This window comes from Flavobacterium sp. FG68 (genome assembly GCF_057808895.1).
In genome coordinates this window covers 1-14054 of sequence record NZ_JBMDIY010000027.1, presented here as the reverse complement: position 1 = coordinate 14054, position 14054 = coordinate 1, and the positions used below count along the sequence as shown (strand labels likewise).

The 14054-nt window shown below is 31.8% G+C and carries 10 protein-coding genes; 2 read left to right on the top strand and 8 right to left on the bottom strand.

Going from position 1 to position 14054, the window contains the following annotated elements; translation table 11 throughout:
* Positions 1–130: 130 nt before the first annotated feature.
* The 3 genes from hisG to ACODSB_RS16640 all read right to left on the bottom strand — a co-directional run bounded on the left by hisG (position 131) and on the right by ACODSB_RS16640 (position 3364).
* Positions 131–988: an ATP phosphoribosyltransferase gene (gene hisG / locus ACODSB_RS16650; RefSeq protein ID WP_053471449.1), complete on the bottom strand. Its 858-nt coding sequence runs from the start codon at positions 986–988 to the stop codon at positions 131–133.
* Positions 989–1291: 303 nt separating this feature from the next.
* Positions 1292–2698: a sensor histidine kinase gene (locus ACODSB_RS16645; RefSeq protein WP_488937872.1), complete on the bottom strand. Its 1407-nt coding sequence runs from the start codon at positions 2696–2698 to the stop codon at positions 1292–1294.
* Complete coding sequence (locus ACODSB_RS16640) at positions 2699–3364, bottom strand: response regulator transcription factor (protein WP_488937871.1); 666 nt, start codon at positions 3362–3364, stop codon at positions 2699–2701.
* Between the two features lie 202 nt (positions 3365–3566).
* On the opposite strand from ACODSB_RS16640, the gene ACODSB_RS16635 reads away from it, so the two are divergent.
* Complete coding sequence (locus ACODSB_RS16635; protein WP_488937870.1) at positions 3567–5657, top strand: LTA synthase family protein; 2091 nt, start codon at positions 3567–3569, stop codon at positions 5655–5657.
* A 586-nt stretch (positions 5658–6243) separates the two neighbouring features.
* Here the strand turns inward: ACODSB_RS16635 and ACODSB_RS16630 are convergent.
* Positions 6244–7242: a zinc dependent phospholipase C family protein gene (locus ACODSB_RS16630; RefSeq protein ID WP_488937869.1), complete on the bottom strand. Its 999-nt coding sequence runs from the start codon at positions 7240–7242 to the stop codon at positions 6244–6246.
* Positions 7243–7533: 291 nt separating this feature from the next.
* Between ACODSB_RS16630 and ACODSB_RS16625 the strand changes: the two genes are divergently transcribed.
* A complete protein-coding gene (locus ACODSB_RS16625; protein ID WP_488937868.1) occupies positions 7534–8364 on the top strand; it encodes a hypothetical protein in 831 nt (276 codons plus the stop codon).
* Between the two features lie 104 nt (positions 8365–8468).
* Here the strand turns inward: ACODSB_RS16625 and ACODSB_RS16620 are convergent, their stop codons facing one another.
* The 4 genes from ACODSB_RS16620 to fabG form a co-directional block, all read right to left on the bottom strand.
* Positions 8469–9434 (bottom strand): YeiH family protein, encoded by a 966-nt coding sequence (locus ACODSB_RS16620; RefSeq protein WP_488937867.1) that lies wholly within the window; start codon positions 9432–9434, stop codon positions 8469–8471.
* A 74-nt stretch (positions 9435–9508) separates the two neighbouring features.
* Positions 9509–10405: a LysR family transcriptional regulator gene (locus ACODSB_RS16615; protein WP_488937866.1), complete on the bottom strand. Its 897-nt coding sequence runs from the start codon at positions 10403–10405 to the stop codon at positions 9509–9511.
* A gap of 394 nt (positions 10406–10799) precedes the next feature.
* Positions 10800–12827 carry a hypothetical protein gene (locus ACODSB_RS16610; protein ID WP_488937865.1) on the bottom strand — a complete coding sequence of 676 codons (2028 nt, stop codon included), beginning with the start codon at positions 12825–12827 and terminating at the stop codon, positions 10800–10802.
* Positions 12828–12953: 126 nt separating this feature from the next.
* Positions 12954–13700 (bottom strand): 3-oxoacyl-[acyl-carrier-protein] reductase, encoded by a 747-nt coding sequence (gene fabG / locus ACODSB_RS16605; protein ID WP_026729795.1) that lies wholly within the window; start codon positions 13698–13700, stop codon positions 12954–12956.
* Positions 13701–14054 lie beyond the last annotated feature (354 nt).

The following is a 14054-nucleotide window of genomic DNA, read 5'->3' as shown; positions in this document are numbered from 1 at the left end:
AAACTTTGTGTTTTTTTTTACCGCAAAGTTCGCAAGGTTTTTTTTCTATTCTTTTGTTTTAGAAAACGCTAAGTTCACAAAGCTGCTGTCGAGAATTGGAATTTGGAATTTAAAAATTGGTATTTTGCTTTTACAATACCATTTTCTCAATTGGGCAAACTAAAATTCCTTCGGCTCCAACTTCTTTTAATTGGTCGATTACGTCCCAAAAAGTATCTTTATCAATTACAGAGTGAACACTGCTCCAGCCTTCCTGCGCTAATGGCAAAACGGTTAAACTTCTTAAAACCGGAAGGATTTTTCCAACTGCGTCGATTTTCTCGTTTGGAATATTCATCAAAATATATTTTGAATTTCTCGCTCTTAAAACCGATTGTATTCTGAATTTTAAGGTGTCGATGTGCTTTTGAATTTCAGGAGAAACTTTTGGTGAAACGGCAAGAACTGCTTCACTTTTCAGGATTACTTCAACTTCTTTTAGGTTGTTTTTGAATAAAGTGCTTCCGCTTGAAACGATATCGACAATTGCATCGGCAAGACCAATATTTGGTGCGATTTCTACAGAACCGGAAATTTGGTGAATATCTACTGTTAACCCGAAAGAATTGAAATATTCGTTAACTGTATTTGGATAAGAAGTTGCGATTCTTAAACCTGCTAAATCCTGAATTGAATTGTATTCAAAGGTTTTAGGAACTGCAACAGAAACTTTACATTTTGAGAATCCTAATCGTTGTACAACTTCAATTTCTTTTCCTTTTTCTACTAAAAGGTTGTCGCCAACGATGGCTAAATCTACTACTCCGTCAATTAAATACTGCGGAATATCTGAATTTCTTAGGTATAAAACTTCAAGAGGAAAGTTTGAAGCTTCGGCTTTTAACTGATCGATTCCGTTGTTGATTGAAATACCGCAATCTTTTAGGATTTGAATGCTGTCTTCGTTTAAACGACCCGATTTTTGAATTGCAATTTTTAAAGTACTCATTTTTCTTTTTTTGTTAGATTAATAGTTTGAGTACAAAGAATTGGTATAAAAAAACCCGTTTGATGTACTCAAACGGGTTTTAAAATATGATGATTTACATGCATACCATTAACACATCGCTTGAGAGCAATAATGAAAATGATGATGATGTAATTGATTTGAAATCATTGTTTGGTTTGTTTTATAATTCTTTGATTCGGTTGCAAATATACTAGTTAATTTCATGAAAAAGCAATTTTTAATATAACTTAACGATAGTTTATTGTTAAAAAAAATCTGAAGTACTGTTTTTATTGAAAATTTTTAATTTACGAAAACGTTTTCCAAATCTTTATTAAAAGCCAAAATTACTGTTGTTCCTACTCCTATCTCGCTTTCAATTTTAAACTTAATATGAAGCAATTCTGTAATTCTTTTTACAATAGAAAGTCCCAGACCAACTCCTTTAATTTCTGGATGTTCTGTATAATTGGACCTGAAAAATGGATTAAAAATCATTTCTAAATCTTCTTTGGCAATACCAATTCCGTTATCAGAAATTTTACAAACTATTTTATTGTTTTCTTTAAATAGCAAAATCGAAATTTCTCCATCTGGATTTGTATATTTTACTGCATTAGAAATAATATTTCTAAGAATTGTAATGATTAAAAAATTATCAGACTGAATATAAAAATCTGTTCCGGCATCAAATTTTACATCTAGTTTTTTACTTTTTATTTTCTCTGAATTCAGCGTTAAAACATCTAAAATTATCGCATTTAAATAGACTTTTTCTGTATTAATCTGCTGCTTTTGATTATCGAATCTGGCCATTGTTAAAAGCTGATCTACGAGCATATTCAAATGATCAACTTCATTTATACAATAGTTTATTTTATCTTCGTATTCCTTATTATTTCTGGGTTTACGTATAAGCACTTCAAGTGTTCCTTTAATAACGGTTAAAGGCGTTCTTAACTCGTGTGAAGCATCAGAAGTGAACTGTTTTTCACGTTCAATAGCATCTTCAATTCGGTTTAATAAATTGTTTATGGTTTTGGAAAGTGTATACAATTCATCTCGCGTTTTAGGCAGCGGAATCCGCGCTTTCAAATTATCTTTTGTAATAATTTTTGAAGTATTAATTATGGCATTTATAGGCTTAATACTTCTGCCTGCAAAAAATCTGGCCAGAAAAAACAACACTATTAAAATCGCTAAAAACGATAAAAACATGATATCAAATAAGTTGTTTAATACCAATTTTGAGTCTGACAGCGACATTGCTACAATAATATAGCCTATCGGTTTGTTCTGAACATTTAATTTAACCTGAATTTGCCGAATGGCATTATTCCCCATTTTGGTATCAAACAATTCATAATCTTCTACAGAATCATGAAATTCAAGTGCTTGTGTCTTTAAATTTGGTGCTTTTTCAATAATTTTTTTATTCAAATCTAAAAACTCCACAAAAACAGGATTTACATCAACAGTATTATGTTCACGCTCTTCCCATTCTTCTTCATCAATAAGAATTACTTTGCCGTTTTGTACTTTGATTTCTTCTAAATGGTTTTTAATTTCAACTTTGATATTTTCGTCGATGTGGCTGTAAACAGTATGTTTTACGATAGAATATATAACCGAAAAAACCACTAAAATCAACAAACCTGTGGTTATAATATAGTTTAAGGCGATTCTGTTTTTAAAGGAAAGCTGGTTCATTTATAAGTCATTAGCGATATAACCTACGCTGCGGATGGTTTTAATATAATCTTCTTCTATTTTTAATTTGAGTTTTTTACGAATGGCGTTCATAAAAACATCAATTACGCCGGTATCGTATTCAAAATTAATATCCCAAACATCTTTTAAAATCTGATTTCGTGTACATACTTTCCCTTTATTTTGGATTAAATAGGTCAAAAGTTCAAATTCCCTTTGTGTTAAAGCGATTTCTTCATCATTTTTTAAAACAATATGTTTGGAAAGATCAATTTTAATAGTCCCTAATGAAAGGGTTTCACTTCCGCCTTTATTTCTAAAATGAATTTTAACCCTTTCTACTAATTCTTCAAAACTAAAAGGCTTTTTAATGTAATCATTTGCACCCGCTTTCAAACCTTCTATCGTTTCCTGAACAGTATCTTTTGCGGTTAAAAAAATTATGGGTGTTTTTTGGTCTTTGATTCTAATTGCTTTGCATAAATCTAAACCATTGATTTTAGGGATCATCCAATCGAGTAAAATCAAATCAAACTTATGATTCTGAGTTAATTCAAATGCTTTTGAGCCATCATTTGCGGTTGTAATTTTATATCCTTCCTCGCGCAGTCCTTGTTCTAAAAACTGAACGATTCCTAACTCATCTTCAACAATTAAAATGTGCATATCGTATTATTTTGATCCAGGATTAATATCTCTTTTACTCTTCAAAGATATAGCTTTTAAGACTTTTAACCTCTTAAAATCATAACAATAGGTTAAAATACATAATCTTAAGCAAACATTAAGGATAGAATAAGTAAGGTAAAAGGTGAACTTCATCTGTTGTTAATTAATCAAAATTAATTTTGCAGAAAATAAAAATACCATGAGTTCTTTCAAAAAATTATCTCCATTTTATAATCTGGCCATTTTCTATTTCTCTGTAAGTTTTATCTTGAGAATTGTTTTGATTTTTCATCCAATAACGCAAAGTTCTTTTAAGTTTTTAGAAAGCTTGAAAATTTTTGGTTTAGGATTACTTTCAGATTTTTTTGTTTTCGTGATTGCCTCGGTTTTTCTTTGGCTGTATCTCATTTTTCTTTCAGAATCTAAATATAGAAAGCCGTATGGCTATGTTATTTTAGGTTTTTTGAGTTTATTACTTTTATATACGGCTTCGGGAAAAAGCATTTTTGACGAATACGGAGGCGCTTTACCCAGAATTGTCTTGATTTTTATAGGGCTAAAAACAATTTTATTTACAGTTTTTCTTTTACTGCCAAAATACAGAACTAAGCTAAGATTTTGGCTTTATTCGTTTGTCGTTTTTCTATATGTTTTACTAATCCTGCAAAACGGATTGAGTGAATATTTCTTTTGGAATGAATTTGGGGTAAAATACAATTTCATTGCGGTTAATTATCTCATTTACACTAATGAAGTTATTGGAAATATTATGCAGTCTTATCCTGTAATTCCTTTATTTTCGGCTTTATTTTTGGTTAGCGGGATTGTTACTTATTTTATAATAAAAAGGTCTAAGGATTATCTTAGCGAAATTCCTTCTTTTACAGAAAAAGTAAAAATCTCTGGAATTTACTGGGTTTTATTTTTCATTTCGCTTGCTGCGATTCCAACTTTGGCGAAGACCGAAAATTCTAAAAATGTATTTGTAAACGAATTGCAGTCTAATGGATTGTATAAGTTCTATTTGGCTTTTGAAAACAACAAATTAGATTATTTCAAATTTTATAAAACACTGCCTAATCAGGAAGCTTTTTCTATTTTGAAGAAACAGTTCCCAACTATTTCCGGAGAAAATACATTTCAGAAAATTTCCAGTGATTCTATTGAAAATCATAAAAATGTGGTTTTAATTACGATTGAAAGCCTAAGTGCTGATTTCATGAAAACGTACGGAAATCAAGAAAACATAACGCCGTTTCTAGACAGTTTATCTCAAAAAAGCCTACAGTTTACGAATTTATATGCTGCCGGAAACCGAACTGTACGCGGACTTGAGGCTGTTACTTTATGTCTGCCACCAACTGCCGGAGAAAGTGTTGTAAAACGTGAAGACAATAAGAACAAATTTTCTACCGGTTCTGTATTTAAACAGAAAGGATATAACGTGAAATTTATGTACGGCGGAGATGCTTTTTTTGATAATATGCAGGATTTCTATTCTGGGAACGGTTATCAAATTGTCGATAAATCTAGCTTTTCTCCAGAAGAAATCACATTTTCAAATGTTTGGGGCGTTTGTGATGAGGATATGTACAACAAGGCTATTAAAGTGATGAATGCTGAAGCGGGACAAAATAAGCCTTTCTTTAATCATATTATGACGGTGAGTAATCACAGACCTTTTACTTATCCAAACAATAAAATTGATATTCCTGGCGATATTAAATCTCGTGACGGCGGTGTAAAATATACTGATTATGCGCTTAAAAAATTCTTTGATATGGCTCGAAAACAGCCGTGGTTCAACAATACTGTTTTTGTAATTGTTGCTGATCATTGTGCTTCGAGTGCGGGAAAAACAGAGCTTCCGCTTGACAAATACAGAATTCCGGCTTTTATTTATACGCCGAATGAAAAACCTGAAAAATGCAATAAATTAATGTCACAAATTGATCTTATGCCTACTCTTTTCGGATTATTGCATTTTGATTACGACAGTAAATTTTTCGGACAGGATGTTTTAAAACCTTCGTATAAACCAAGGGCTTTTATTGCTACTTATCAGGATTTGGGTTTAATAAAGGATAATGTTTTAACTATTTTATCGCCTAAACAAGAGGTGAAACAATTTGCTTTAAAATTAGATTCAAAAGATAGTGTTTCATCTGATTTTCAGGTTGAGTACGATGAAATGCCGTTGAAAAAGCACAATGTAGATTTGGTTAATGAAACTATTTCTTATTATCAATCTGCTTCATTTTTGTTGAAGGAGAAGAAATATCAGAAGTAAAAATTTCAATTCTGAAATTCCAAATTCCAAATGTGGTTAATGGCACGCAGATTTGGCAGATTTAAACAGATTTTTATATCTCCATTCTTGATATACTGGACGTAGACGCACTGCTGTGCGTCTCTACATAATCGTTGTGTATAAAATATATTGACATGGATTGATTCACATGAACTAATCGTAGAGACGCACAGCAGTGCGTCTACGAAATCTAAATCTACAATCGAAATCAAAATTTTAAATTCCAATCTTTTAAATTCCAAATGCGGTTAATGGCACGCAGATTTGGCAGATTTAAACAGATTTTTTATATGCGGGCGTGAAATACTGGACGTATACGCACTGCTGTGCGTCTCTACATAATTGTTGTGTACAAAAAATATTGACATGAATTGATCGACATGAATTGATCGTAGAGACGCACTGCAGTGCGTATACGCAATCTAAATCTACAATCTAAATCAATAATTCCAAAACTTGGTTAACCGCAAAGAACGCAAAGGTTTACGCAAGATTCAAAGAAAAAGCCTCAAATTCTAAATGAATTTGAGGCTTTAACTTGAAACTTTAAACCTGAAACAAAAATTTAATCATTTTGATTCTTCAATCCGAATAAATCTCCTTTTTTGAACAATAATAAATCGTCTTTTAAAGCTTGGTTGTTTCTTTGTGTTACTGCTGGTGAATCTAAATCACTTAGGTCTGGTTTTCCGGCATTTACCCACGCTGTATACCAAAAACTTGCTGTTGCAGTAATGGCTTTTTTCATTTGGCTTTCCACCATTCCGTTTAACTGATCGTTTAATTTCTTTGCATATTCATCAGAGAAAATTGGAGTATTGTATTTGCTTTTCAATACTTTTCCATCAGCATCCATTTTAAAAACCTGATTTTCGGGAGTTGCAGTTCTTAATTTTTTATCGATGTCTAATAATGGCTGCGCTAAACTGTGCGTATCGTTTATCATATCCCAGATTGCTTTGTGAACATCTGTGTAATATTCTGCCTGAGGAACATTTAATTTGTAATTTTTAGCAAATAATTCAGGAAGTCTGCTTTCCCAAAGAGAATGAATTCCCTTTTGATCGCTTAATTGTCCGTCATGGTTTGCAGAAGTATGTAATGGCATGTGCGCATCACCTATATAATGACCTAAATCTGCAGCAAGAAATAAAATTTCTGCTCTGTTTTTATCTTTAAAAGCTTTAGTTAATTTCGCCATCATATCTTCAATATACCAAGGTAAAATTCCATTATCGTTCAGGAATTTAGCATCGTATTTTTTCTTTGCGGCTTCCATTGACTGCGGAATACTGTCAGCAGAACCAAAGTTTTCCATGTCGAAATAATGTCTTGGATTTTCGTCTTTATAGTTTAAAGCATATTTACGAATATCCGGAACAGAAGCTTCCTGCGTAATAAAATCAATGTGGTTGTAAAAGAAAACCTGAAGTTGCTGTGGTAAAGCCATTACAGCTGCTTTATTAATTCTCTCATGGCCTACAATTCCCCATGATAAAGTAAAAAAACCAATAATTAATGCGAAGAGTGCAATTAACTTTGGCCTCATTTTGAAGTTTTTCATTTTGTTTTTGTATTTGGAAGGCAAAGTTACCGTATTTAAAGATAATTTAAAAGATTACCCTTGAAGAATATGTTAATTTAACTTTTATAAGTTTTTGAACCATATAAGTGATATAAGTTCATGTTAAAGATTTTTATTTGTAAGTTTGTTAGTGACTTTAGTTTTATAAATATGCGCCATATACATTTATTTTTTTTGCTTCTTATTAGTTCTGTTTGTTTCGCTCAAGAAGCTGATATAGAGCTAAAAAATGTTGACGATACTATTCTTAATCCTAAGCGGGTTCTCAAAATGCAAGACCCAATTGACGGGGTAAAAACAATGCAAAAGCTGTTTCCTGGAAAATTATACAAACTTTCTGATCACAATACTTTTATAAGCTGGAAATGTAAAACTTGTAAACCTTTACCTTTTACTGATGTAAATGGCGTTGAAGGTGATCAATTGTTTCCTTATTCTGAAGGTGTGGCAACAAGACTTCTTGCCAACATTGATTATGCCGATTCTAAAGGAAACCAATTCAAAATTTTGGCTTTTAATCATTCATATTATGATGCTGATGGTTTACAAACCGGACGTTTTTCCGGCGGTTTATTAGGTTTGGTAAAATTTGCCAAAAATGGTAATGCTTGGGAAATGAGATCTTTTCAACCTGCGGTTGCTGCTTTTGGTGCTTTTTCACAATCTCCAAAACCTAAACTTTTGCAAATTGGTGAAGATCAATATGCTTTTACATTATTGCACGTAAATGGTGGTGCAGGCGGTCCTTTTGAAGGTTATCTTTATATTGTTGCTGGTTTTGATGGTAAATATCAGCCAATATTGGAAGCTAATAGTTATCAGTTAACCAATGTTTCCAGTATAACCTGGTCTGGTTCTTATACAGTTATAGATGATGGGACTAAAAAACATTTTAGAGATATCATTATTAAAACCAGCGGATCATTTAATAAAGCTGCTAAAGCAGAAGATGAGTTTGAAGTTACACCTCCGGATGAAATTGCTGCAATGGCAAAAACTAAAAAATCATTTAATTTTGAGATCGAAAGACGTTTTTCTTTTAAAGGAAAATCATATAAATTGATTGGTAAGCCAGTTGTCAAATTTTCTAATGTGAAATGATAATCTAATATTTTAACCATTAAGACATTAAGTTTATCAAGCTGTTGTCTTTAATTTTTTGTCAAGTTTCATTAAGCAATTCTTTATTGTTTTTGATCTTAATTTTAATTTAGAAAAACAATTGATACTAAACTTAAGCCTGCAATAAATATCCAAAGAAAAACTCCTTGGAGTAAAGGCTTTACTCCTACTGATTTTAAAGTGTTTACATTTAAAGTTGCTCCAATTAAAAATAGCGTGATGGTTAAACCAATTTTAGCTAGATTTACAATATGCGGCGTAAAAATCGATATTTGCGGAACGTAAGAGTTGATAAGCATTGCCAAAACAAACAATCCAATAAAATAAGGGATTTTTATTTTACTATTTTTATTTTTAAAAATAACGGCTGTTAAAAGTGAAATTGGAATAATCCATAAAGCTCTGGCCAGTTTTATGGTTGTTGCGATTTGCAAGGCTTCGGCTCCATATTTATTGGCCGCGCCCACTACAGAACTTGTATCGTGAATGGCAATGGCACACCATAATCCGAAATCTTTTTGAGACAAATCAAGCTGATGTCCGATAAATGGGAAAGCAAACAACGCAATTGAATTTAGTATAAATATTACACCTAAAGCAATTGAAGTCTGGTTTTCGTTTGATTTTATTACGGGAGAAATTGCTGCGATGGCACTTCCGCCGCAAATTGCGGTTCCGCATGAAATTAAATGCGATGTTTTTTTCTCAGTTTTAAGCCATTTTCCTAATAGGAAACCAAATATTAAGGTGCTGAAAATTGAAAATATAGTCAATACAAATCCTTCTTTTCCTGCTGAAAATGCGCTTGATGCGTTCATTCCGAAGCCTAAACCTACTACTGAAAACTGCAATAAAAAAGTTATGGCTTTGCTGTTGAATTCTACAAATGGATTTCCGAACACATTCACTATGATAACGCCAAGTAATAAAGCAACTGGCGGGGAAATTATCGAAAATAAACATAACAAGATTACCACAGCAAAAATTAACTGCTGTAAAAAATGATTTATTTCAAATAAATGTGATGCGGAATGTTGTTTCGTTTTCAAAATAGAGTAATTGATATTTACTCTGCAAAGTTCCGTCGATTAAATGGAATTCGCCAATCGTAAAATACGATCGACTATAACTTCAAGTTATAATGATTGGCAATATTCTGAATAAACAACTCTGATAAAGGATCTGATTTTCCTAATAAAGTAATGATGTAAAAATGTCTTTCGATTGCTAATTTCTCAACATCCAAAACAATTAATTCTTTGTTTTTCAACTCTTTATTTACTGCATGAATGGACATAAAAGCAAAACAATCTGAATTTAATAAATAGGATTTTATGCTTTCTGTACTTCCTAATTGCATTTCGATTTGCAAGTCAGAGAATTTTAAGCCAACATTTTTAAGTGCAAATTCTATAACTTCAAGTGTTCCTGATCCGCGTTCGCGGGTTATGAATTTCATTGATTTTAAATCGTTTACCGAAATTTCATTTCGTTTTACAAATGGATTATTGCTGTTGCAGACTAAAACCAGCTCGTCTTTTAAAAACGGAATGTATTTTATGGATTGATTTTTTGATTGTCCTTCGACAATTCCAATTTCAATTTCCTTATTGATTAAAGCATTTTCAATTTGTTCTGTATTACCATTTAACAAATTGACTTTTATGTCTTTTTGTTTTTGGTGAAAACGTGCCAAAACGGGAGAAATGATATATTGCGAAATTGTGGTACTTGCACCTAATCGCAGTAAACCTTGGCGTTCGCTGATAAAGGAACTCATTTCAAAATCGATTTCCCGATAAATTTCGAATATTTCTTTGGTATGTTTTAACAGAATTTCTCCGGCTGGAGTTAAAGCAATTTTAGAACCGTTTCGTTCAAAAAGTTTTGTTTTGTAGGTTTCTTCGAGTTCTTGAATGTGTTTCGAAACTGCCGGCTGTGTTATATACAATTCGGTTGCCGCTTTAGTAAAATTAAGGCGGAGCGCAACGGTGTAGAAAACTTTTAGCCTGAAATCCATATTGTTATTTAATGTGAAACACTAATTTCACGAATTTACACGAAATTAAATTTAGTATAGTTCCTACGGGACAAATTTATTTAATTGATCATATTTTTTCTACCGATATCAAACTCCTAATGGAGTTTACTAATATATTCTCAAAATTTTAACCTAATAATTCTATAGTCCCTACGGGACAAATGTATTGGGGTGTTTATATTTTTTTTACCGACCTGAAACTCCTAACGGAGTTTTTTTATAATGTTGATCTTTTTGATAAAATTTTATTTAACAAAAAAACAGCAAAAAAATTAACGAAGTAAATCTCGTAGAGATTAAATATCGGTAGCAAAACAATTGTTTTAAATTCAATTTTGTCCCGTAGGGACTTCACATAATAATGTATATAAAACTACAACAACCCATTATACTTCCTAACAAACCATTCCGTCGTTAATAAAGCAGCAATCAAAATCAATAACCAAACCCAATCAATTATTGGAGTTTTGGTGGAAATATTTTTCTCGATTGATTTGTATTCTTTGTTTTCTAAAAGTGTATTGATTAAATCTTGTTCTTGATTTTCGAAGAAAGCTTTTCCGTTGGTTTGTAAAGCCAATTGTTTCAGTTTTAAAACATCAGGATTTACAAATTGTTTTTCGATATCAAAATCTAAAATTTCAAAATGACTGGAATACGATGTATTTGAATTTAATTCTTTTACGGTGAAATTATATTTTCCGGCTGTTAATCCTTCTAAATTTACGGAGAACGAATTATTTCCTTTTAATAAATCATAGTTTTTAGCTTGTTTGGTTTCGGCATTTGTAACGGTGATTGTTAGTCTTGCTTTTTCGTCAAACTCATAATTTTTATTGAAGTATTGGGCGTTGATTACGATTTCTTCTCCAGAATTATAAAAACTTTCGTGTGTTACTACCAATGATTTTTTTGAAGTTGATGTTGCCAAAAACTGAATTATCTTATCTACAAAAACATCGTACTTTTCAAATGACTGATTGTCGATATGACTTTGTAAACGCCATTTCCAGCTGTTTTCTCCTAAAAGAAAAGCGATTCGTTTTCCTTGGTTTTCGGCGAAAGCCAATAAAGGTGCATTGGTTGAAACGTTTCTAATTTTTGAAGAAAGTAAAACGGACACATTTCCGTTTGTTGAAATTGTTCCGAACGCATTTTGCAATGGCGGGAAGTTTTCAAAACCAATATTATCTATTGCAAACAAATTAAATTGCGATTGAAATTCTGATAAATAATCTTCAACCTGTCCGCTCATTCTGAAATTTAAATTATTTTGCTGCTGATTTAGAAAATTAAAATCGGTGCTATTTCCGGTTATGATAAAGGTATTTCTTCCGGCTGCTTTATTGTTGTCAAAAATTGGTTTGAAAGCGTAAGTCGGCTGATATAAAACCAGAACAAAAGCTTCTTGTAACTGATTAATATCATTTGGTTTAACCAAGATTACTTTACGCTGTGCATTAACTTCTATAGATCGTTTTAAAGCCGCAATATCCGGGTGATTTATTGCTGAAACTATTGCAATTGTTGATTTTTGATCGATGATTTCGACAGCAAAATTCTTGATATTATTATAGCTGTTTTTCTCTTTTGCGTTTGATGAAATATTGGCTCTAAAAATTTGCAATCCTACTTTATCAGCTGGTAAAAGTAAATTTAAAGTGGCTGTTTTTTTTGATGGAGAAAAAGAAACTTTCTCTTTTGCTACAATTGAATTTCCCTGCGAAATTGTAAAATCGGCAGTTGTGGTTTTGTCTCCGGCATATTGCAGGAATACTTCAACGGGAAATTTATTTTTGTGGAATGCGTATTTGTTTACGTTAAGCTGATTTATTTTTAAATCAAAAAACGTGGTTGTATCTCCTACAACCAAAGGATAAACTTTATTGGCAGGATCGAATCTGTAAATGTAGTCGTTTCCTGTAGTTTGATTTCCGTCGGTAATAATAACCGTTGGGAAAGTCAGGTTTTTGTTGATGCTTTTTAAATTCTTGGCAACTTCGTCTAAATTGGTTTGTTTTCCTTTGAAATCAAATTTGTCTGAAGTTTTAAATTCGTCGTCAAATTGATACGACTGAATTTCGAATTTTTCTTTTAAAGCTGGATTTGAAATTAGCTTTTGATATAATTCGACTGCTTTTTTATCTGATTTTAAAGCTGTTATTGAACTTGAATTATCAACTGCAATGGCTAATGGTGTTTTAGTTATTTCGAGCGAACTTTTAGAAATTATCGGGTTTATCAATAAAACCAATAATCCAAAAATGGCCAGAAAACGTAAAAAAGCCAAAAACCAAATCAGATTTGATTTGTTTTTGGCTTTATAAAAGTATTGAAAGTACGACAAACCACCCGCTATTACTAAAGAAAGTAATAATAATAAAATCGTGTTTGTAGTCATATTTATTTAGTATTCAGTAATCAGTTTTTAGTGATCAGCATTAGAAATCGAATTATAACAAATGTGTTCTCTTTATTATTGTCAGACTATATTTACTGAATACTTAAAACTGAACACTGCAAACTATTAAGTAAGCATTCCTCCACAAACATTAAGAACTTGTCCTGTAACGTATGCACTCATATCTGAAGCTAAGAAAAGACATGCATTTGCAACATCTTCAGTAGTTCCGCCACGTTTCAACGGAATTCCGTCTCTCCATCCTTTTACTACATCTTCCGGTAATTTTGCAGTCATTTCAGTTTCGATAAAACCTGGAGCGATTGCGTTGCAGCGAATATTACGAGAACCTAATTCTAAAGCTACTGATTTTGTAAAACCAATTGCTCCGGCTTTTGAAGCTGCGTAGTTTGTCTGCCCTGCATTTCCAGAAACTCCAACTACAGAACTAATATTGATGATAGAACCTGCACGTTGTTTTAAGAAAGTTTTTTGGATTGCTTTTGTCATATTGAAAACTGATTTCAAGTTAACATCAATAACCTGGTCAAAATCAGCTTCAGACATACGCATAAGTAAGTTGTCTTTTGTGATTCCGGCGTTGTTAATTAAAATATCAACTGTTCCAAAATCTGCTAAAACAGCATCAACAAAAGCTTGTGCCTCATTAAAATCGGCTGCGTTAGATTGGTAACCTTTTGCTTTAACTCCTAAACTATTCAATTCAGCTTCAAGAGCTTCTGCAGATGCAGCAGATGAACTGTATGTAAATGCTACGTTTGCTCCGTGTTTAGCAAAAACTTCTGCAATTCCTTTACCAATTCCGCGGCTCGCGCCAGTAATGATTGCTACTTTTCCTTCTAGTAATTTCATATTAAGGTATTCGTTTTTATTTTTTGAATTACAAATATAGAGTATTTGGGCGTTTAATAAAATTTGTGATACAAAATTTGATTCAGAATTTTCTTTTATTACAAACAAAAAAACAGCTCAAAAAACTGAGCTGCTTCCACCAAAATAAATAAAACTAAAATCTTAACATCAATTTTTAAAGGATATTTTTTTTCTACTGATGCTCGTTTTCTTTTTTTCGTTTTAAACGATCATATATTATAGCAATAACTGCAAGAATTATAGAGATATATAAATAGTATCTTAAATACTCATAGTACATTGGATATGCAAACAAAAACTGGAGAAAAAGTTAAGCTACATTTTTATAATTAG

Bases quoted from the DNA above. Each gene is read 5' to 3' on its own strand.
- hisG (WP_053471449.1), bottom strand. From the start codon at position 988: ATGAGTACTTTAAAAATTGCAATTCAAAAATCGGGTCGTTTAAACGAA.
- ACODSB_RS16645 (WP_488937872.1), bottom strand. From the start codon at position 2,698: ATGAACCAGCTTTCCTTTAAAAACAGAATCGCCTTAAACTATATTATA.
- ACODSB_RS16640 (WP_488937871.1), bottom strand. From the start codon at position 3,364: ATGCACATTTTAATTGTTGAAGATGAGTTAGGAATCGTTCAGTTTTTA.
- ACODSB_RS16635 (WP_488937870.1), top strand. From the start codon at position 3,567: ATGAGTTCTTTCAAAAAATTATCTCCATTTTATAATCTGGCCATTTTC.
- ACODSB_RS16630 (WP_488937869.1), bottom strand. From the start codon at position 7,242: ATGAAAAACTTCAAAATGAGGCCAAAGTTAATTGCACTCTTCGCATTA.
- ACODSB_RS16625 (WP_488937868.1), top strand. From the start codon at position 7,534: ATGCAAGACCCAATTGACGGGGTAAAAACAATGCAAAAGCTGTTTCCT.
- ACODSB_RS16615 (WP_488937866.1), bottom strand. From the start codon at position 10,405: ATGGATTTCAGGCTAAAAGTTTTCTACACCGTTGCGCTCCGCCTTAAT.
- ACODSB_RS16610 (WP_488937865.1), bottom strand. From the start codon at position 12,827: ATGACTACAAACACGATTTTATTATTATTACTTTCTTTAGTAATAGCG.
- fabG (WP_026729795.1), bottom strand. From the start codon at position 13,700: ATGAAATTACTAGAAGGAAAAGTAGCAATCATTACTGGCGCGAGCCGC.